The organism is Rhodococcus sp. NPDC019050 (assembly GCF_055664235.1).
Window position 1 is genome coordinate 78,528 of sequence record NZ_JBVOON010000002.1, and the last position, 20,829, is coordinate 99,356.

The window sequence follows — 20,829 nt, forward strand, 5'->3', positions numbered from 1 at the left end:
GACCAACAGGGAGGTTGCAAGTGGAGGAAGTGGTGAACACCGGGGACGCAGCATGGATGCTGATGGCAGCGTCACTCGTGCTGTTGATGACACCGGGTCTGGCGTTCTTCTACGGCGGAATGTCCCGGGCGAAATCCGTCCTGAACATGATGATGATGTCGTTCGGGGCGATGGCCGTGATCGGTGTCATCTACGTGCTGTGGGGCTGGTCCATGTCCTACGGCTCCGAAGACATCGGCGGCATCTTCGCCAACCCGTTCCAGCACTTCGGTCTGCAGGGTGCGATCTACGACGAGAACGGTGAGTTCCTTCCCGGCCTCGGCGACTACCCGCAGATCATCGACATCGGCTTCCAGGTGACCTTCGCGATCATCACCACCGCGCTGATCAGCGGTGCGCTTGCCGAGCGTGTCAAGTTCGGTACCTGGATGGCGTTCGCAGCAGTCTGGGTCACCTGCGCCTACTTCCCCCTCGCCCACATGGTGTGGGGCGGCGGCCTGCTCTCCGGTTCGGAAGACGGCCTCGCAGCCAAGATCTTCGGCACCTCCGACGACGGTGAAGGCGGCCTCGTCGCCACGGTCTCCCCGATCGACTTCGCCGGCGGCACCGTGGTCCACATCAACGCAGGTATCGCAGCACTCGTCCTCGCACTGGTGGTCGGCAAGCGCACCGGCTTCGGTCGCACCGCGTTCCGTCCGCACAACCTCCCGTTCGTCATGCTCGGCGCAGCACTGCTGTGGTTCGGCTGGTTCGGCTTCAACGCCGGTTCGGCATTCGCCGCGGACGGACTCGCGGGTCTCGCCTGGGTCAACACCACCACCGCTACCGCCGCTGCGATCCTCGGCTGGCTCCTCACCGAGCGTCTGCGTGACGGCAAGGCCACCAGCCTCGGTGCCGCGTCGGGTGCAGTTGCAGGCCTCGTGGCCATCACCCCCGCTGCCGGTTCGCTGAGCCCCGTCGGCTCGATCGCCCTCGGTGTCATCGCAGGTGTGCTGTCCGCCCTGGCCGTCGGCTTGAAGTACAAGTTCGGTTACGACGACTCGCTCGACGTCGTCGGCGTGCACCTCGTCTCCGGCCTCTGGGGCACCGTGGCCATCGGATTCCTCGGAACCGAGACCGGCCTGTTCTACGGTGGCGACTACAAGCAGCTCGTCGTTCAGATCGTCATCGCGGTTGTCGCCCTCGTGTTCACCGCAGTGGTCACCCTCATCATCGCCTACGCCCTCAAGCCGCTCGGCTGGCGTGTGACGGACGAGGAAGAAGCCCGTGGAATCGACGAAGCCGAGCACGCGGAATCCGCGTACGACTTCGCCACCGCGTTGAAGTGACCGAACTTCTTCAACGCACCGAAGTGATAAGAAGACCAAGACAACGGGCAGTGATCGCAGTAGCCAGTGGGCACTGGGAAGGATGAGGATATGAAGCTGATCACGGCAATCATCAAGCCGTTCACGCTCGAGGACGTCAAAGCAGGTCTCGAACAGGCGGGTGTGCTCGGCATGACCGTCAGCGAGGTGCAGGGCTACGGACGCCAGAAGGGCCACACCGAGGTCTACCGCGGCGCCGAGTACTCCGTGGACTTCGTGCCCAAGGTGCGCGTGGAGGTTGTCGTGGACGACTCCGCGGTCGACAAGGTCGTCGAGACCATCGTCGAGGCGTCCCGCACCGGCAAGATCGGCGACGGCAAGGTGTGGATCACCCCCGTCGAGTCGGTGGTGCGAGTGCGCACGGGAGAACGAGGAACGGATGCACTCTGACCCAAACGGGTCCGGAACTCGAGGCCCTGGCCCCGCCGCTTCGGCGGCGGGACCGGGGCCCTCGGTGTCTTCGGGCCACGACACCGTCCACGCCGGAGCCGCCGACCTCACCGCAGCCCGCGACGCCCTCCTGGCCGGCACCTCACGGAACCGCCGCCTCGACACGCCTGCACTGCGACACGCACTGGTCGACCTCCACGAATTCTGGCTGACCACCAAGGGTGCGGAACTGGGCATCAAGCACGACTGCGGCTTCGCGATCGTCGCCGTCGGAGGCCTGGGCCGGCGCGAGATGCTGCCCTATTCGGACCTCGACCTGATCCTGCTGCACGACGACATGGACAGTGCTGTCGTCTCCCGCGTCGCCGACAAGCTCTGGTACCCGTTGTGGGACGCCCACATCAAACTCGACCACAGTGTCCGCACGGTCCCGCAGGCGCTGCAGGTGTTCTCGTCGGATCTGACAGCGGCTCTCGGCATGCTCGAGGCCAGGCACATCGCCGGTGACGTCGAGCTGAGCAACCTGCTGATCGGTGGGGTCCGGCGCCAGTGGCGCACCGGAATCCGGTCGCGGTTCGACGAACTGCTTGAAATGACCGAAACCCGATGGCGGCGCACCGGGCAGATCGCGCACCGCGCCGAACCCGACCTCAAGAGCGGTCGCGGAGGGCTGCGGGACGTACAGCTGCTCAATGCTCTGTCCGTCGCGCAGCTCACCGATGGCATGCCTGGTCTCGGACCGGAGGTACCCGGCGGCGGTCTCGCTGTCGCGCACCGCCGGCTCCTCGATGTGCGCACCGAGCTGCATCGCGTCGCAGGGCGCGGACGCGATCAGCTTCGCGCCCAGGACGCCGACGAGATCGGCGCCGCTCTCCGTATCGGAGACCGGTTCGACCTCGCCCGCGTACTCACCGAATCCGCACGGACGGTGAGTTATTCGGTGGACGTCGGGCTGAGGACCGCCGCGAACTCGCTGCCCCGCAGGGGATTGTCGCGGCTGCGGCGCGGGCCGGTGCGCAGACCGCTCGACGAGGGTGTCGTCGAGCACGGGGGAGAGGTGGCACTCGCCCGCGACGCACATCCGCGGCGGGACCCGGGACTGATCACCCGCGTCGCGGCCGCCGCCGCCCAGGCCGGTCTGCCGATCTCCGCCGCCACACTGACCCGGCTCGCCGACAACGCACCTGAACTCCGGGAACCGTGGCCGCGAGAGGCGCTCAACGATCTGCTCGTCCTGCTCGGCTCCGGGCGACGCGCGGTGGACGTCATCGAATCCCTCGACCGGACGGGCCTGTGGGGCCGGTTGCTCCCCGAATGGGGTGCGGTGCGCGACCTGCCGCCGCGCGATGCCATCCACACCTGGACCGTCGACCGGCATCTCGTCGAGACCGCGGTGTACGCGAGCGAACTCACCACGCGCGTGGCACGTCCCGATCTGCTCGTCCTCGGGGCGTTGCTGCACGACATCGGTAAGGGCCGGGGTGGGGATCACAGCGTCGTGGGGGCCGAACTGGTCCAGCAGATCGGCCGTCGGATGGGTTTGTGGCCCTCCGACCTCGGCATGCTGACCGCGATGGTGCGCCACCACCTGCTGCTGCCGCACACCGCCACCCGGCGCGATCTCGACGACCCCGAGACCGTGGCGTCGGTCGTCGAAGCACTGGACGGCGATCCGGTGCTGCTCGAACTGCTCCACGCGCTGGCGGAAGCCGATTCGCAGGCCACCGGCCCGGGAGTGTGGGGCGACTGGAAGGCATCGTTGCTCCGGGAACTGGTGCGGCGGTGCCGCATGATGATGGCCGGCGAGGAACTCCCCGTTCCGGACCCCATCGATCCGGAACTGGCGGCGCTGGCCGCGGAGGGTGCCACGCACGTCGCGCTCGATCCCCGCGAGGACGGCCGCACCTACGAAGCGACCTTCATCGCTCCCGACGAACGCGGTGTGTTGTCGGACGAGGCTGGGGTCCTGGCCCTGCACGGGTTGCGGGTGCTGTCCGCGTCGATCGGCAGCCATGCAGGCAGCACGGTCAACACGTTCGTGGTGGTGCCACGGTTCGGTGCGCCGCCGGAGGCGAGCCTCCTTCGCCAGGAACTCGGGCGTGCCCGATCCGGCGACCTGGATCTGTTGTCCGAACTCGACGCGAAAGACCGCGCCGCGAGGGAGGGCCGCACCCCGGAGCGGCCCGAGCAGGCCGTGCCCGGCACGTATGCGCAAGCACCACCGCGCCTGATCTGGTTCGACGCATCCGAGCCCGGCCAGGTGGTGCTCGAACTGCGGGCGGAGGACCGCCTCGGCCTGTTGTGCCGGTTGGCCGACGTGTTCGAACGGGTGGGCGCCGACGTCCGCTGGGCACGGGTGACGACGCTCGGCACGACCGTCGTCGATGCCTTCGGAGTGGACCTGACCGGGCTCGACACGCGCGCGTCGCGGGAGCGCCTCGAGCGGGAACTCCTCGCCGTCCTGCCCGCCCCGGAGCCGAAGAAGGCCGGAACGGAGACCTGAACGACCGCGATCCTGCCGCATGGGTGGCCGCACTCGATGCTCATGTATCGGGAGCGGCTACCCTGGTTCGCAGAATTGTCCGCATCTTCGTCATAGCCCAGGAGCGCATTCGGTGTTCGAATCCCTTTCCGACAGGTTGACAGGGGTCCTGAAGGACCTGCGGGGCAAGGGGCGCCTGTCCGACGCAGACATCGACGCGACGTGCCGCGAGATCCGCCTCGCGCTCCTCGAAGCCGACGTCGCCCTGCCCGTCGTGCGTGATTTCATCAAGAAGATCAAGGAACGCGCCAAGGGTGCCGAAGTGCACGGCGCCCTCAATCCTGCCCAGCAGGTCGTCAAGATCGTCAACGAGGAACTCGTCAAGATCCTCGGTGGCGAGACCCGCCGGCTGCGGTTCGCGAAGACCCCTCCGACTGTCATCATGCTCGCGGGTCTGCAGGGTGCCGGTAAGACCACCCTCGCGGGCAAGCTCGCCAAGTGGCTCAAGGACCAGGGCCACACCCCGCTGCTCGTCGCGTGCGACCTGCAGCGACCCGGCGCCGTCACCCAGTTGCAGGTGGTCGGCGAACGCGCGGGTGTCTCGGTGTTCGCACCCCACCCCGGCACGTCCATCGGTGGCGGCGAGAACGCACTCGGCATCACGGCGGCGGATCCCGTCGAGGTGGCCGAGCAGGGCATCACCGAGGCCAAGACCAAGCAGTACGACGTGGTCATCGTCGACACCGCCGGTCGCCTCGGTATCGACGAGGAACTGATGGCTCAGGCCGCCGGGATCCGCGACGCGGTCCACCCCGACGAAACGCTGTTCGTCCTCGACGCGATGATCGGCCAGGACGCGGTCAGCACCGCCGAAGCCTTCCGCGAAGGTGTCGGCTTCACCGGCGTCGTGCTCACCAAGCTCGACGGCGACGCGCGCGGTGGTGCCGCACTCAGCGTCCGTGAGCTGACCGGACAGCCGATCATGTTCGCGTCCACCGGCGAAAAGCTCGAAGACTTCGACGTCTTCCACCCCGAGCGCATGGCGAGCCGCATCCTCGGCATGGGCGACGTCCTGACCCTCATCGAGCAGGCCGAGCAGGTTTTCGACGCCGAGCAGGCCGAAGCGACCGCCAACCGGATCGGTTCGGGCGAGCTCACCCTCGAAGACTTCCTCGAGCAGATGATGGCCGTCCGGAAGATGGGACCCATCGCCAATCTGCTCGGCATGCTGCCCGGCGCCGGACAGATGAAGGACGCTCTGGCCAACGTCGACGAGAAGCAGCTCGACCGGATCCAGGCGATCATCCGCGGTATGACCCCCGCCGAACGGGCCAACCCGAAGATCATCAACGGTTCGCGCCGCCTCCGCATCGCCAACGGCTCCGGTGTGAAGGTCTCCGACGTCAACCAACTCGTCGATCGCTTCTTCGAAGCCCGCAAGATGATGACGGCGATGGCCGGCCAGATGGGCGTCGGTTCCCGCAAGAACCAGCGGTCGAAGAAGGGCAAGAAGGGCAAGAAGGGCGGACGCGGCCCGACTCAGCCGAAGTTGCGGGGCGGCTTGCCCGGCGGATTCCCGGGCCTGCCCGGTGGACTGCCGGGTGGCATGCCCGACCTGTCGAAGATGCCGAAGGGTCTCGACGAGCTGCCTCCGGGCCTCGAAGGATTCGACTTCTCGCAGTTCAAGATGCCGAAGAAATAACTCTCCGTGACAGCGGGGAGCGTCGCGCCGCTCGCGGTGCGGGGCAGGACACTCGACGGCGAGCCCGTCGACCTGTGGGTCGGCTCGGACGGGATGTTCACGTCCGAGTCGATACCCGGCGCGGAGACGGTCTCGGCCGACGGCTGGATCCTGCCGGGGCTCGTCGACGCGCACTGCCATGTCGGCATTCGCTACGGCGGGGGAATCGAAGACCTCGCCGGTGCACGCGCGCAGGCGATCGTCGAACGGGACGCGGGGGTCCTCCTGCTCCGGGACGCCGGATCTCCCGCCGATACCCGCAGCTTCGACGACGACCAGGACCTGCCCCGCATCGTCCGGGCCGGTCGGCACATCGCCCTGCCGAAGCGCTACATCCGGGGCCTTCCGGTCGAACTCGACGACGAATCGCAACTCCCCGACGAGGTCGCACGCCAGGCGCGTGCCGGTGACGGCTGGGTCAAACTCGTCGGCGACTGGATCGACCGCACGACCGGCGACCTCGCGCCGCTGTGGAGCGACGCGATTCTCGTCGACGCGATCGCGGCAGCACATCGAGAGGGTGCGCGCGTCACCGCCCACGTGTTCGGTGAGGACGCACTACCGGGCCTGCTCGCGGCCGGAATCGACTGCATCGAGCACGGCACCGGCCTGACCGACGAGACCATCGCGACGATGGCAGCCGCAGGCACTGCGCTGGTCCCCACGCTCGTCAACATCGACAACTTTCCCGAGATCGCCGACTCCGCAACACGTTTCCCCGTCTACGCGGCACACATGCGCGATCTGCACGCCCGCGTCGGAGACACCATCGGCGCCGCTCACGATGCCGGTGTCCCCATCTACGCGGGGACCGACGCCGGAGGACACGTCCGGCACGGCCGGATCGCCGACGAGATCGCCGCCCTCGGGCGGGTGGGTCTCGACCCGACCGAGGCATTCGCTGCGGCGAGCTGGGCGGCCCGCGCGTGGCTCGGGCACCCCAGCCTCCAACCGGGAACGCCCGCCGACTTCGTCGTCTACGCCGACGACCCGCGCCGCGACCCGGCAGCAGCGTCCCCGGACCTCGTCGTGCTCCGGGGCGCGGTCGTCGGACGGACCCGGGCACTCGCGTGAGCACCGGTTTCGTCCTTTGCTCAGCCATCTGGCAGAATGGACCGCTGTCGTCGCATCCGGTTACGTACCGCGCGGCGGTCACAGGTTAGAGGCAAAACCGGGCGTGCCAAAAGGGCACGTCGTCCGAATTGCACGTGACATGCGCCTAGCGCGCCTCGAAGGAGAAAACAGCCATGGCTGTGAAGATCAAGCTCACCCGTCTCGGCAAGATCCGCAACCCGCAGTACCGCGTCGTCGTCGCGGACTCGCGTACCCGCCGTAACGGCCGGGCCATCGAGACGATCGGCAAGTACCAGCCCAAGGAAGAGCCCTCGCTGATCGAGATCGATTCGGAGCGCGCGCAGTACTGGCTGGGTGTCGGCGCACAGCCGACCGAGCCGGTCCTCAACCTCCTGAAGATCACCGGTGACTGGCAGAAGTTCAAGGGCCTGCCGGGCGCCGAGGGCACCCTGAAGAAGGCAGAGCCCAAGCCGTCCAAGCTCGAGCTGTTCCAGGCCGCTCTGGCACAGGCCGAGAACGAGCCGGCCGCCGCAGCGACCACCCCGAAGAAGAAGAAGGCTGCCAAGGAAGAGGCCACCGAGGCCGAGTCCACCGAGGCCGCCGAGTAATGAGCACCGTGGTCGCCGACGCCGTCGAGCATCTCGTTCGTGGAATCGTCGCCAACCCCGATGACGTCCGCGTCGACCTGATCACGGGTCGACGGGGACGGACCGTCGAGGTCCACGTCAATCCCGACGATCTCGGCAAGGTGATCGGCCGGGGTGGACGTACCGCCACAGCGCTGCGGACCCTCGTCACCGGCATCGGTGGCCGGGGCATTCGCGTCGACGTCGTCGACACCGACCGATAGGCGTACGCAGGTGGAGCTCGTGGTCGGCCGTGTGGCGAAGTCGCACGGCATCAAAGGTGAGGTGGTCGTCGAGGTTCGCACCGACGAACCCGAGGATCGCTTCGCCGTGGGTTCGGTCCTCCGTGGCCGTAAGCCCCGCGAGAAGAACCTGCAGGACTACACGGTGGAAGCCGCCCGGGAGCATTCCGGGCGGCTTCTGCTGCGCCTGAGCGGAGTCGTCGACCGCACCACGGCAGATGCGTTGCGCGGCACCCTGTTCGTCGTCGACAGTGCCGACCTGCCGCCCTCCGACGACCCCGACGAGTTCTACGATCACGAACTCGAAGGGCTGACCGTGCGTATCGTCGCGAACCGGCCCGACGGCGGCACCGTCGTGGGCACCGTACGCGAAGTCCTGCACACCGCCGCCGGGGAACTGCTCTCGCTGCGCCCCGCCGACGACGAACGCGCCGAACTGCTGATCCCGTTCGTCACCGAGATCGTGCCGACCGTGTCGCTCGCGGACGGGATCGTCGAAATCGATCCGCCCGAGGGCCTGCTCGATCCCGACTTCGGGGAGCCCCCTTCGAAGGCGTCACAGCGGGACGGCAAGGGAGACAGGTAGTTCCGTGCGACTCGATGTCGTCACCATTTTTCCCGAATACCTTGCGCCGATGCGCGCAGCCCTGCTCGGTAAGGCCATCGACAAAGGCCTGATCTCCGTGGGCATCCACAATCTCCGCGACTGGACGCACGACGTCCACAAGGCGGTCGACGACTCGCCGTACGGCGGCGGCCCGGGCATGGTCATGAAACCGACCGTCTGGGGCCCGGCGCTCGACGAGGTGCTCGCCGCACCCGACGGGGACACCGACCCCGACGTCCTTCTCGTCGTGCCCACCCCTGCGGGACGGCGTTTCGACCAGGCCACCGCTCAGCGCTGGTCACAGGAGAAGCGCATCGTCTTCGCGTGCGGACGATACGAAGGCATCGATCAACGAGTCTTCGACGACGCTGCGCGCCGGGTGCGCGTCGAGGAAGTGAGCATCGGGGACTACGTACTGATCGGTGGCGAGGTAGCAGTCCTCGTCATGGTCGAGGCCGTCGTCCGGTTGCTCCCCGGAGTCCTCGGCAATCAACAGTCGCACCAAGAGGATTCGTTCTCCGACGGGCTCCTCGAAGGACCGAGCTACACGCGGCCCGCGAGTTGGCGCGGACTCGACGTCCCGCCGGTGCTGCTCTCCGGCGACCATGCGAAGGTCGCCGCCTGGCGCCGGGAGCAATCGCTCGCCCGCACCCGCGACCGCCGCCCCGACCTGCTCACCGGCGAGGACTGACCGCTCGAGCGGTCACTGGTCCGTCGCGCCGCCGAACGCCGTCTCCACCGCGAGGGACATCGTGTCGCGTGCGTGCAGAGCACTGCCGTCGTCGGTGACGTCGTAGAGCGCCAGGTCCGGAAGGATCCCCATGCCGAATCGGGGATCGCCCTCCTCGTAGGTGACCTCTTCCCGCGACGTCACAGCAACGACGAAACGATGGTCCTCACCGAAGAATCCGGTGGACAGGTGCACCCACTCGCCGTTGACGCAGCACATCCACCCTTGTTTCACACCCAGACCGGCCACCCCGGGCAACCCCGCGGGCAGGCCGAACGTCTGGTCGTACCCGTCCGCACCAGTGGGTGTGAAGTCCGTCAGATACCCGATGATCCGGGCGCTCGCCTCGGCGTCGAGGCCGCCGCGGCCGGCGAGCACGTCGTCGTACCAGGTGAGCAGATCCGACGCGGTCGTCGTCGTGTTCCACCACCACGACGAGTAGGGAGGCGTCGTGCCGGTCAGATTGTGACGTTCGGCTACTCGTTCGACCATTTCCGAACCGCCGTGCTGTTCCCACAGCAGACTGGCAGCGGTGTCGTCGGACGCGCGCAGCATGTTCTCGATGAGGTCGTGGTCGTCCTCGCTCAGCGCCACTTTGCCGATCGACTCACGGAAGAGCAGATCGTCGGCAAGGAACAGTTTGACCACCGACGCGGTCTCGATCGGTTCGTCCACGCCACCCATCGTGCGCGCACCCGTGCTGCGGTCCAGCACCGCGACGGTCATCTGCGCGCCCCTGCTCTCGGCGAGAGCCGCGGCCGCGTCGATCCGGTCTCCCAGCGACTCCGGGTCCAGCGACGCCGAACCCAACTGCATGGCGACAACGGACGTGTCGAGATCCGCCACACCCGGCTGGAGTGCGGCCAGAGCAGGCACGAACTCCTTCGACCCGTCGGACTGCGATCCACACGCAACTACCGTTGCTGCTGCAAGCAGCACCGTTGCGTACGACCGAGCACCGGTCCGGCGACCCCGATTCATCGATAGCTCCTATATGCCATTGTGCGGCGCGCAGCTCCAGATCGTCCACGCGTCCGTCGTCGATGCTCCTTCGTCCGGCCCGATGTGGCGCCGGGGGAGCCTCGCAAGGATAAATGTAGGGTCGAGCGTCGTGACAACCGAACCCGACACCGTCATCCGGCGAATCGCCGACGAACTCGACGTCCGCGAACACCAGGTGGCCGCGGCGGTGGCACTGCTCGACGGCGGCGCCACCGTGCCCTTCGTCGCGCGCTACCGCAAGGAAGCAACCGGCGGACTCGACGATGCCCAGCTCCGCACCCTCGAAGAGCGGATGCGATACCTGCGAGAACTCGACGAGCGCCGCGCCGCGATCCTCGAATCGATCGAGGCCCAGGGCAAGCTCGACGACGAGCTCAGAGCCCAGATCCGGCAGGCGGACACCAAGGCCCGGCTCGAGGACATCTACCTGCCCTACAAGCCCAAACGGCGCACCAAAGCCCAGATCGCCCGCGAAGCCGGCCACGAACCCGTCGCCGACGCCCTCTACTCGGACCCCACCACCGATCCCGCCGGATACTCCGCCGAGCAACTCGACGGCGCGCGCGCGATCCTGGTGGAACGATTCGCCGAAGATCCCGATCTCGTCGGTGAGTTGCGTGAGGCCATGTGGACCCGCGGCTGCATGAAAGCTGCCGTGCGGCCGGGCAAGGAGACCGAAGGCGCGAAGTTCGCGGACTACTTCGAGTTCTCCGAACCGTTCACCCAGCTTCCCTCGCACCGCATCCTCGCGATGCTGCGCGGCGAGAAGGAAGAAGTCCTCACCCTCACCCTCGTTCCCGACGCCGACGAGCCGGAACCGGGGCAGCCGTCGTACTTCGAAGGCCGCATCGCCACCCGCTTCGGGATCTCCGACCAGGGCCGGGCAGCCGACCGATGGCTGCTCGACACCGTCCGGTGGGCATGGCGCACCCGACTGCAGGTCTCGCTGGGCGTCGACCTGCGGATGCGACTCAAGCAGTCCGCCGAGAAGGACGCCGTCGACGTATTCGCCGCGAACCTCAAGGACCTGCTGCTCGCGGCCCCCGCCGGAACACGACCCACCATGGGTCTCGATCCCGGTTTCCGGACGGGCACCAAAGTGGCCGTCGTCGACGCGACCGGCAAGGTCGTCGACCACGCCACCATCTACCCGCACCAGCCCCACAACAAGCGAGACCAGTCGCTGGCGACTCTCGCGCAACTCGTCGCGAAGCACGGCGTCGAACTGATCGCGATCGGCAACGGCACGGCGTCCCGGGAAACCGATGCTCTCGCCACCGAATTGATCGCGAAGCTGGGCACCGCGGGCCTCACCAAGATCGTGGTGTCCGAGGCAGGGGCGTCGGTGTACTCGGCCTCCGCGTACGCCTCGCAGGAACTGCCCGACCTCGACGTCTCGATCCGCGGCGCGGTGTCCATCGCGCGGCGCCTGCAGGATCCGCTCGCCGAACTCGTCAAGATCGATCCCAAATCCATCGGCGTCGGCCAGTACCAGCACGACGTGTCGGAGACGATGCTCGCCCGGTCGCTCGGCGCCGTCGTCGAAGACGCGGTGAACGCGGTCGGTGTCGACGTCAACACCGCGTCGGTGCCGCTGCTCTCCCGCGTCTCCGGAGTGACCTCGTCGCTCGCGGAGAGCATCGTCGCCCACCGCGACCAGAACGGGCCGTTCCCCAGTCGCAGCGCCCTCAAGAGCGTCCCGCGACTCGGGCCCAAGGCCTTCGAACAGTGCGCCGGATTCCTCCGCATCCCCAACGGTGACGACCCGCTCGACGCGTCCGCCGTGCACCCCGAGGCCTATCCCGTCGTGCGACGGATCGCCGAACGCAGCGGGACCGGCGTCCGTGACCTCCTCGGCAACACCACGACGCTCCGGGCGCTGCGTCCCGGCGAATTCGTCGACGACAAGTTCGGCCTGCCCACGGTCACCGACATCATCGGAGAACTCGAGAAGCCCGGTCGCGACCCGCGCCCGGAATTCAAGACCGCCACGTTCGCCGCGGGTGTCGAGAAGGTCGGGGACCTGAAGCCCGGCATGGTGCTCGAAGGCGTCGTCACCAACGTCGCCGCCTTCGGTGCGTTCGTCGACGTGGGCGTGCACCAGGACGGTCTCGTCCACGTGTCCGCGATGTCGCGGAGCTTCGTCAAGGATCCGCACGACGTCGTCAAGTCCGGCGAAGTCGTCAAGGTGAAGGTCCTCGAAGTCGATGTACCGCGCCAGCGCATCGCCCTGACCCTCCGTCTCGACGACGAACTGCCGACGGCGTCGCCCGACGCGTCGGACGGCCGTCCGTCCCGCGGCGGTGCACGACGTGGTGGCGCCCCGGCCGGTGGCAAGGGCAGGGGCAACACGCCCGAGGCAGGAAACGGACGGAACAATCGGTCCCGCGACGGGCAGGGCGCCGGCCGGCGCGCCGAGAGTCCGGCCGCGGGGTCGATGGCGGACGCACTGCGACGGGCGGGATTCGGAAAGTAGTCGCACGCTCGTGCGGGGTCGCGTTGCGCCGCGGCGCGGCCCCGCACCTGCGATGCTGAGCAGCATGGGTTGGCCGCCGGTTGTGCGGTAACCGGGATGCTCGACTGGTTCCGCCGCGAAATCGTCGACGAGGGACGCTTGCCCCTGCTCTGCTTCCTCGTCGGCTTCGTGATGGCGTTCGCCTTCATCCGGCTCAGCGTGCGGATGATCCGCGCGAACGTGCGGTGGTGGCCCGGCAACGTCACCCCCGGCGGAGTCCACGTGCACCACGTGGTGTTCGGCGTGGTGGCCATGGTGATAGCCGGAGGTGGCTTGATTGCCTTCTACGAGGACGGGAACCGTGCGGCCGGGGTCGTGTTCGCCGCGCTCTTCGGAATCGGTGCCGCCCTCACCCTCGACGAATTCGCACTGATCTTCTACCTCAACGACGTCTACTGGGAGAAGGAGGGGCGCATCTCGGTCGACGCGGTGTTCGTCGCGATCGCCGTCACCGGCATGCTGCTCGTCGGGCTGCGGCCGCTGGACCTCGGTGATCCGGCAGAGTTCGAGGACACCGGCGACCTGGTCGGCAGGGCTGCGCTCGTGGTGTCCGTGATCGTCGATCTGATCCTGGCGACCATCGTGCTGGCCAAGGGAAAGATCTGGACCGGCCTGGTGGGGCTGTTCTTCGCTCCGCTGCTGTGGGTGGGCGCGATCCGGTTGTCGCGGCCGGCGGCGCCGTGGGCGCGGACACGGTATGCACCCGGTTCGCGCAAGATGACCCGGGCACTCACTCGGGAGCGCAGGATCCGGCGGCCCGTGATCCGCGTGAAGATCGTCGTGCAGGATCTCGTCGCGGGCGCTCCGACACTCGAAACCGTCCGTGGAAGCGTCGAGAATTCGAAGACCGAGGCCGAAGAGGTACTCGACCGGCAGGTGCATCCGGCAACGCCGCCGTCCTCGATTTCACCTGCGGGGGCGTCGTCTGGCACAATTGACGGGTTGCCCCGTTCGGGCACACCTACCTGACCTGGGTACGAACCGGTCGAGCCCGCCTCACGGCGGTTGCCGCCAGGTTCCTCTGCTCGAGCGAACAAGAGGATGTAACCGATGAACACCCTGGACTTTCTGGACGCCAAGTCGCTGCGCGACGACATCCCGGACTTCCGTCCCGGCGACACGCTCGACGTGCACGTCAAGGTTATCGAGGGCTCCAAGGAGCGCGTGCAGGTCTTCAAGGGCGTCGTGATCCGGCGTCAGGGCGGCGGCGTCCGCGAGACCTTCACCGTCCGCAAGGTCTCGTTCGGCGTGGGTGTCGAGCGCACCTTCCCGGTGCACAGCCCCAACATTGCCAAGATCGACGTCCTCACCCGCGGTGACGTGCGTCGCGCCAAGCTGTACTACCTGCGCGACCTCCGCGGCAAGGCTGCGAAGATCAAGGAAAAGCGCTGATCTCCACGCGCTGAACCAAGCGTTCGACAACCCGGCACGGACCTTCGTCCGCGCCGGGTTGTTGCCGTTCGGGGGGTGCGAGGGCACAGACGCTAGGCTGTCGTCGTGGCAGATTCTCCGCACGATCCGGCCGGTCCGGGTGCGCACCGTTACCGCGACGACGCCGTCGCATCCCACGACCGAACATCGGGTGCCCACCACCGGCGTGAGGACACCGAATCGGGTGGCGGATTCTCCCGCAAAGACGACAAGAAGAAGGAAAAGTCCTTCTGGCGTGAACTACCGATCCTCATCGTGGTCGCGCTGGCACTGAGCTTCCTGCTGCAGACTTTCGTTGCGCGGGTGTACCTCATCCCGTCCGAGTCGATGGAACCCACGCTCCACGGATGCCCCGGATGTACCGGTGACCGGATCGTGGTCGAGAAGATCAGCTACCGCTTCAGCGATCCCCGTCCGGGCGACGTCATCGTGTTCAAGGGACCCGATTCGTGGTCCGAAGGATACGTCTCCACCCGCTCCGACAATGTCGTCCTCCGCGGTCTCGAGGAGGTCGGGTCTCTCGTCGGTGTCGTGCCTCCCGACGAGAACGATCTCGTCAAGCGTGTCGTCGCGGTCGGGGGTCAGACGGTCGAGTGCTGCGACGATCAGGGACGCGTCCTCGTCGACGGAAAACCGCTCGACGAGCCGTACGTGACGATGGACTACCCGTTCACGCCCGGCGTCGTCGACTGCGACACCGACGTGCCGTCCGGGCGCTGCTTCGGACCGGTCACCGTCCCCGACGACGCCGTGTGGGTGATGGGCGACAACCGCAGCAACTCCGCGGACTCCCGCTATCACGTCGGCGACGAATACCAGGGTGCCGTTCCCCTGGACAATGTGATCGGTAAGGCCCAGTTCATCGTGCTGCCCCCCGGAAGGTGGGGCCTGATCGACTCTCCGGAGATTCAGCCCTCGTGACCGTTCAGAACAACTGGCCCCCGCGGCCCGTGATCCGCCGATCCTCCGGCCTGCGAACGATGGAGTCCGCGCTGGTGCGGTGTGGTCTCGGTCCGGTCGCGGGCGTCGACGAGGCCGGACGGGGCCCCTGCGCCGGGCCGTTGGTCGTCGCGGCCTGCATCCTCGGCCCGAAACCGCACCCGTCGCTCGACCGGCTCGACGACTCGAAGAAGCTGACCGAGAAGACTCGCGAGGAGTTGTACGAGGTCATCACACGACGCGCTCTCGCCTGGAGTGTCGTGGAGGTGCCGGCCGCGGAGATCGACGCGATCGGCATCCACGTCGCCAACATCGAAGGCATGCGACGCGCCGTGGCCGGCCTGTCGCTGGCACCGGGTTACGTGCTCACCGACGGATTCCGGGTGCCCGGTCTGCCCGTGCCGTCGCTTCCGGTGATCGGGGGAGACGGCGCGGCGGCCTGCATCGCGGCGGCCAGCATCCTCGCCAAGGTCACACGCGATCGCATCATGGTGCAACTGGACCGGGAGATACCGGGGTACGGTTTCGCGGTACACAAGGGATACAACACACCGACCCATCTGGCCGCGCTGAGGGATCGCGGCCCGTGCCCGCAGCATCGACGATCATGGGCGAACGTCTCGGCGGTGTCCGGGGAGGGCCCGTTCCGGCGGCGATTGTTCATCGACGAGGCAGATGCGGGATGATGACAGGACACACCAGACTGGGAGGACACCGAGAGCGATGAGTGCCGAGGATCTCGAAAAGTACGAAACCGAGATGGAGCTCTCGCTGTACCGGGAGTACCGGGACATCGTCGGTCAATTCGCGTACGTCGTGGAGACGGAGCGACGGTTCTATCTCGCCAACGCGGTCGAATTGCTGCCGCACAACGCGAGCGGCGAGGTGTATTTCGAAGTACGCATGTCCGATGCGTGGGTGTGGGACATGTACCGGCCCGCCCGCTTCGTCAAGCATGTCCGGGTCATCACCTTCAAGGACGTCAACATCGAAGAACTCGACAAGCCCGAGTTGAGACTGCCCGACAAGCTGGGATAGCCCCGCTGGAGGGCTTGTCCACAACGCCCGTCCTCATCCACAGATCACGCTGTCTGCGTCTTTCCTGCGCTCGTCCGGTGCCTGCCCCGCTGCACAGTAGGTGCACGCAGGGGGAGGAGTGGGCATGGGACGCAATCAGGATCTGGGGATACGCGGGGAAGACCTCGCCGCCGAATTCCTCGAGTCCACCGGAATGGTGGTCCTCGAACGCAATTGGCGGAATCGGTACGGAGAACTCGACCTGATCGCTCAGGACGGCGCGGTTCTCGTGTTCGTGGAGGTCAAGACCCGCTCGGGGCTCGGCTACGGGACTCCTGCCGAAGCTGTCACCCACCGTAAAGCCGAACGCATCCGGCGTCTTGCCGGCATGTGGCTGGCGGCGCAGACCCGGCGCTGGTCGCACATTCGGGTCGATGTGGTGACGGTGTTGCTGCGACGCGGTCACGCGCCTGTGGTCACCCATCTGCGGCAGGTGCTGTGATGGCGCTGGGACGAGCATGGTCGGTGGCCGTCTCGGGTGTCGACGGGCAGGTCGTGGAGATCGAGGCCGACATCGGCCGGGGACTGCCGGGCGTGACCATGGTGGGTCTGCCCGACACCGCGCTCCAGGAGTCGCGCGACCGGGTTCGGGCTGCGGTGTCCAACTCGGGCGCCAAGTGGCCGGATTCGAAGGTCGTGCTGGCGTTGTCGCCCGCGACCTTGCCGAAGGTCGGCAGTGTCTACGACGCGGGACTGGCGTGCGCGGTGCTCAACGCCGCCGACGTCGTCCCTCTGGCCGCGCTCGAAAAAACCATCCTGCTGGGCGAACTCGCACTCGACGGCAGGCTGCGTCCCATCCGGGGAGTGCTACCGGCGGTGGTGACCGCGGTGAACCACGGGTGGCGCCGGGTTGTGGTGCCCACCGCGACGATGATCGAAGCCGCGCTGGTGGAGGGAATCGAGGTCTACGGTGCCGATACCCTCGCCGACCTCGTGCGCTGGCTCCAGGGCGACGGACCCCTCGAACGCCCCGGCGAGCGCAGCACGCCTGCTCGAGCGGCCCGCGGAGATCTGAGTGAGGTCGTCGGGCAGTACGAAGCACGTCGCGCGCTCGAAGTCGCCGCTGCGGGTGCGCACCACATCATGCTCACCGGTCCTCCGGGTATCGGGAAAACAATGCTCGCGCAGAGGCTTCCGGGGATTCTGCCGGGCCTCACCGAGCAGCACGCGCTCGAGGTGACCGCGATCCATTCGGTCGCCGGCACGCTGACCGCCGATCGTCCTCTCGTCACCGAACCGCCCTTCATCGCCCCGCACCACACGGCGTCGGTGAGTTCGCTGATCGGTGGTGGCACCGGAATGGCGAAGCCCGGAGCAGTCAGCCGGGCGCACCGCGGAATACTGTTCCTCGACGAAGTCGCCGAGATGGGCACGAAGACACTCGAAGCGCTGCGAACGCCCCTCGAAGACGGCGAAGTCCGGATCGCGCGGCGTGACGGCGTGGCACGATACCCGGCACGATTCCAACTAGTCCTCGCCGCGAATCCGTGTCCGTGTGCCCCAGCGCGCGACGCCGACTGCGTGTGTACACCCACGGCGCGGCGCCGATACCTCGGACGCCTCTCGGGCCCGTTGCTCGACCGCGTCGATCTGCGCATCCGCATGGAATCCGTCGCGACGAGCGCGTTGATGGACGAGACGGGAGAAAGCACCGACGAGGTCCGCGCGCGGGTCGCGAATGCGCGCGATGCTGCACGTCAACGATGGGCGGAGTTCGGCTGGTCGACCAACGCCGAGGTCCCCGGACCTGCTCTGCGGCAGAAGTTCCGGCTCCCACCGGCGGCGTTGCGGCCCGTCGAACGAGCGCTGCGAAAAGGTGCGATCACCGCGAGAGGCGCAGACAGGGCGTTGCGCGTCGCATGGTCGCTCGCCGATCTCGCTGGGGCGACCACACCGTCGGAGGTGCACGTCGCGACGGCGCTGCAGTTCCGCGACAGGGGACTGGTGTGACCGCCGCGGACGAGAGACGCCTTGCGTGGGCGTATCTGTCCACCGTGGCGCAGGGAGCCTCCCGGTCGTTGTCCGCGGCGATCCGGGAACGCGGTGTCGTCGACGTGGCCGCGTCCGTCAGGCGCGGTGTCCTCCCCGGCGGGCTGTCGTCGCGGTTTGCGGCGCGAGCCCACCTAGATACTGCGGCGGCGGATCTCGAGCGCCTCGAGCGCGCAGGTGGGCGTCTGGTCACCCCTGACGATGCGGAGTGGCCGGCGTGGCAATTGCACAGCTTCGAATGCCTGACGACCACCTCCGATGCGGATGCACCGCCTCTCGCGCTCTGGGTGTGGGGTGAGCGAAGGATCGACGAACTGACCGACCGGTCCGTGGGCATCGTCGGTACACGCGCGGCGAGTGGGTACGGCGAGCACGTGACGACGGAGATCGCCGGGGATCTCGCTGTCGACGGGTGGACCGTGGTGTCGGGTGCTGCGTTCGGGGTCGATGCTGCAGCGCATCGGGCGGCGCTGGGGGTCGGGGGGCCGACGCTGGCCGTCCTTGCGTGCGGCGTCGACCGGGCTTATCCCGCCGCGCATTCCGCGCTGCTGCGATCGGTCTCGGAAACGGGCCTGGTTGTGAGCGAGTACCCCACGGGCACTACGCCTGCCCGGTACCGATTCCTGGCGCGCAATCGCCTGATTGCGGCGTTGTCGGCGGGCACGGTCGTGGTGGAAGCGGGATGGCGCAGCGGCGCCCGCAATACGGCCACGTGGGCCCGACGGCTCGGTAAGCCGGTGATGGCGGTGCCCGGACCGGTGACCTCCGCGTCGTCGCAGGGGTGTCACCGGATGATTCGGGAGGGTGAGGCGCGCCTGGTGGGCAGTGCGCACGAGATCGTCGAGGAATGCGGTCCGATGCTCGGGCGTGACGACGGACGTGATGCGTTGTTCCGCCGCGATCTCGACGGTCTGTCGCGGGAGAGTTCTCTTGTGTACGAGGCGTTTCCGGCAACCGAACCCTGCACGCCGTCGGTTTTGGCGGAGTCGGCGGGTTTGCCGGTCGAGCAGGTTCGTGCGGCGTTGACGCTGCTGGAACTGGACGGGTTCGTGGTGCCGGCGGACGGTGGGTGGCGGCGTGCGTGAATCTCACCGGCGCGGGTCAGTTTTCGCGTGGGCGGTGTGCCAACTGCTCGAGCATGCGTTCGCGGAGACTGTCGTAGATCGGTGGCGATCCCATCAACTGTGCTATGGCGAACGCCCCGCCGACCCCGACGAGCATCGGGACGGCGACACTGGTTGTCGCTGTCATCTCCATGACGAGGACCGCCCCCGTGATGGGCGCCCGCACTGCGGCACTGAACAGCGAGGCCATTCCCACGATTGCCATGGGAACCGCAACGGAGGAATCGATTCCGGGCACGATGGCGTGGCAGATCCCTGCGTACAGCACGCCCCACAGAGCACCGAGGGCGAGGAGCGGGGCGAACAGACCACCGGGAGTTCCTGCTGCATACGAGACCGGTCCGGTGGCGAACCGCAACGCGGCGTACAGCGCGACGAGGGGAATCGCGAGCGCGCCACCCGAGAGCACGTGTTGAACCAGGGAGTCGCCGCCCCCGGTGGCGGGCGGCGAGGCTGCGGACAACAGGCCGATGGCGCCGCCGATCGCAGCGGCCTTCACCAACGGAGGGACCGAGCGGAGAGCATCTGCGACGTCGAGGGATCCCATCACCGCACGGTTGTAGGCAGCGCCGAGAACTCCGGTGAGGAGACCGAATACGACGAACACCGGGAGCAGGGTGATCGAGGGCGGATCGACGGGCCCGACCGAGAAGTCGGGCGCATCCCCGACGATCAGCCGCGAGCACGCGACTCCCACGGCGACAGACACCAGAACGGGCACCACGGTCCGGAGCCGGAACGAGTGCAGGACTTCCTCGAAGACGAACAGCGCCCCACCGATCGGCGCATTGAATGCCACCGCCAGTCCCGCTCCGGACACCGATGTCTGCAGGAGTCGCTGGTGATCGTCGTCCATGCCCGCGCGGCGAGCAGTCTCGGCACCCGCGACGGCTCCCATGTGCACGATGGGGCCTTCACGGCCGAGCACGAGACCCGACCCGATGGAAAACAGACCGCCCACCAACGTTGCAGGCAATATCCGGAATTGCGGTGGGTCGACCTCCCCTCGGGCGACTGCCTCGACGTGCTGAATACCGCTTCCGGACGCGAACGGCACCCAGCGGACTATCAACGCGGCGACCGTGGCACAGACGGCCGTGACTCCCATCGGGATGAGCCATCCCGGCCCGGGCAACTCGTGCGCCCAGCTCAGAAGATCGATCCGGGCTGCGTCGGCTCTTTCCAGACACCATCGGAACGCTCCTCCGACGAAACCGATGAGAGCGCCGGCAACCGCAGCGACGAGGCAGATCACCGCGAGTTCGCGTGCGGATATGGACGGCTCGTCCGTTCCGTCGCGTGAATCCGCCATGCGTTCTCCAGGGCCGGGGGTGGTGGCTACGACCGTCGGCCGCGCCGTGGTGGCGTCCCCGCGACCGCATCGAACGCAGGTGATCGAGAAGGATCCACCTCGGCAGTATGGCTACCGGAGTCTGCCGTTCGTTGTCGTTCGGGCGTTTCGGCCGCTGCCCCGTCCCTGGAGTAGGGGGATC

Annotated in this window: 20 protein-coding genes; 18 read left to right on the forward strand and 2 right to left on the reverse strand. The window is 67.7% G+C overall.

Features of this window, described 5'->3' with window-relative positions; translation table 11 throughout:
* Positions 1-20 precede the first annotated feature (20 nt).
* The 9 genes from AC0B44_RS02940 (at position 21) to trmD (ending at position 9,220) form a co-directional block, all read left to right on the forward strand.
* On the forward strand, positions 21-1,328 hold the full coding sequence (locus AC0B44_RS02940; RefSeq protein ID WP_471901442.1) for an ammonium transporter: 1,308 nt from the start codon (positions 21-23) through the stop codon (positions 1,326-1,328).
* A gap of 90 nt (positions 1,329-1,418) precedes the next feature.
* Complete coding sequence (locus tag AC0B44_RS02945) at positions 1,419-1,757, forward strand: P-II family nitrogen regulator (RefSeq protein WP_072698645.1); 339 nt, start codon at positions 1,419-1,421, stop codon at positions 1,755-1,757.
* Positions 1,747-4,260, forward strand: coding sequence for a [protein-PII] uridylyltransferase (locus tag AC0B44_RS02950; RefSeq protein WP_471901443.1), 2,514 nt, complete (start codon positions 1,747-1,749; stop codon positions 4,258-4,260). Before AC0B44_RS02945 ends, AC0B44_RS02950 begins: the two co-directional genes overlap by 11 nt.
* Before the next feature lie 112 nt (positions 4,261-4,372).
* Positions 4,373-5,941 carry a signal recognition particle protein gene (gene ffh, locus AC0B44_RS02955; protein WP_471901444.1) on the forward strand — a complete coding sequence of 523 codons (1,569 nt, stop codon included), beginning with the start codon at positions 4,373-4,375 and terminating at the stop codon, positions 5,939-5,941.
* Positions 5,942-5,947: 6 nt separating this feature from the next.
* Complete coding sequence (locus AC0B44_RS02960; RefSeq protein WP_471901445.1) at positions 5,948-7,054, forward strand: amidohydrolase family protein; 1,107 nt, start codon at positions 5,948-5,950, stop codon at positions 7,052-7,054.
* 173 nt (positions 7,055-7,227) lie between these two features.
* The gene (rpsP, locus tag AC0B44_RS02965; RefSeq protein ID WP_072698642.1) at positions 7,228-7,662 is read left to right on the forward strand and encodes a 30S ribosomal protein S16; all 435 of its coding nucleotides are present in this window, start codon (positions 7,228-7,230) and stop codon (positions 7,660-7,662) included.
* Positions 7,662-7,904 (forward strand): RNA-binding protein, encoded by a 243-nt coding sequence (locus tag AC0B44_RS02970; RefSeq protein WP_072698641.1) that lies wholly within the window; start codon positions 7,662-7,664, stop codon positions 7,902-7,904. Before rpsP ends, AC0B44_RS02970 begins: the two co-directional genes overlap by 1 nt.
* 10 nt (positions 7,905-7,914) lie before the next feature.
* A complete protein-coding gene (gene rimM / locus AC0B44_RS02975) occupies positions 7,915-8,508 on the forward strand; it encodes a ribosome maturation factor RimM (RefSeq protein ID WP_471901446.1) in 594 nt (197 codons plus the stop codon).
* A gap of 4 nt (positions 8,509-8,512) precedes the next feature.
* Positions 8,513-9,220, forward strand: coding sequence for a tRNA (guanosine(37)-N1)-methyltransferase TrmD (gene trmD, locus AC0B44_RS02980; RefSeq protein ID WP_471901447.1), 708 nt, complete (start codon positions 8,513-8,515; stop codon positions 9,218-9,220).
* A gap of 12 nt (positions 9,221-9,232) precedes the next feature.
* Here the strand turns inward: trmD and AC0B44_RS02985 are convergent, their stop codons facing one another.
* Positions 9,233-10,135, reverse strand: coding sequence for a serine hydrolase (locus AC0B44_RS02985; RefSeq protein WP_471901448.1), 903 nt, complete (start codon positions 10,133-10,135; stop codon positions 9,233-9,235).
* A 235-nt stretch (positions 10,136-10,370) separates the two neighbouring features.
* Here AC0B44_RS02985 and AC0B44_RS02990 point away from each other — a divergent pair, with 235 nt between their 5' ends.
* The 9 genes from AC0B44_RS02990 (at position 10,371) to dprA (ending at position 19,297) form a co-directional block, all read left to right on the forward strand.
* Entirely contained in the window at positions 10,371-12,737 is a 2,367-nt protein-coding gene (locus AC0B44_RS02990; protein ID WP_471901449.1) for a Tex family protein, read from the forward strand.
* Between the two features lie 96 nt (positions 12,738-12,833).
* The gene (locus AC0B44_RS02995; RefSeq protein ID WP_471901450.1) at positions 12,834-13,745 is read left to right on the forward strand and encodes a hypothetical protein; all 912 of its coding nucleotides are present in this window, start codon (positions 12,834-12,836) and stop codon (positions 13,743-13,745) included.
* An 81-nt stretch (positions 13,746-13,826) separates the two neighbouring features.
* On the forward strand, positions 13,827-14,168 hold the full coding sequence (gene rplS / locus AC0B44_RS03000) for a 50S ribosomal protein L19 (RefSeq protein WP_072698636.1): 342 nt from the start codon (positions 13,827-13,829) through the stop codon (positions 14,166-14,168).
* A gap of 105 nt (positions 14,169-14,273) precedes the next feature.
* Complete coding sequence (gene lepB, locus AC0B44_RS03005) at positions 14,274-15,128, forward strand: signal peptidase I (RefSeq protein ID WP_471901451.1); 855 nt, start codon at positions 14,274-14,276, stop codon at positions 15,126-15,128.
* A complete protein-coding gene (locus tag AC0B44_RS03010) occupies positions 15,125-15,832 on the forward strand; it encodes a ribonuclease HII (protein WP_471901452.1) in 708 nt (235 codons plus the stop codon). Before lepB ends, AC0B44_RS03010 begins: the two co-directional genes overlap by 4 nt.
* A gap of 37 nt (positions 15,833-15,869) precedes the next feature.
* On the forward strand, positions 15,870-16,184 hold the full coding sequence (locus AC0B44_RS03015) for a DUF2469 domain-containing protein (protein ID WP_072698634.1): 315 nt from the start codon (positions 15,870-15,872) through the stop codon (positions 16,182-16,184).
* Positions 16,185-16,308: 124 nt separating this feature from the next.
* A complete protein-coding gene (locus AC0B44_RS03020) occupies positions 16,309-16,665 on the forward strand; it encodes a YraN family protein (RefSeq protein WP_471901453.1) in 357 nt (118 codons plus the stop codon).
* Complete coding sequence (locus AC0B44_RS03025; protein WP_471901454.1) at positions 16,665-18,173, forward strand: YifB family Mg chelatase-like AAA ATPase; 1,509 nt, start codon at positions 16,665-16,667, stop codon at positions 18,171-18,173. The genes AC0B44_RS03020 and AC0B44_RS03025 overlap by 1 nt, the downstream gene beginning before the upstream one ends.
* A complete protein-coding gene (dprA, locus tag AC0B44_RS03030) occupies positions 18,170-19,297 on the forward strand; it encodes a DNA-processing protein DprA (protein WP_471901455.1) in 1,128 nt (375 codons plus the stop codon). Before AC0B44_RS03025 ends, dprA begins: the two co-directional genes overlap by 4 nt.
* A 16-nt stretch (positions 19,298-19,313) precedes the next feature.
* Here the strand turns inward: dprA and AC0B44_RS03035 are convergent, their stop codons facing one another.
* Positions 19,314-20,648 carry a ClC family H(+)/Cl(-) exchange transporter gene (locus AC0B44_RS03035; RefSeq protein WP_471901456.1) on the reverse strand — a complete coding sequence of 445 codons (1,335 nt, stop codon included), beginning with the start codon at positions 20,646-20,648 and terminating at the stop codon, positions 19,314-19,316.
* Between the last annotated feature and the right edge of the window lie 181 nt (positions 20,649-20,829).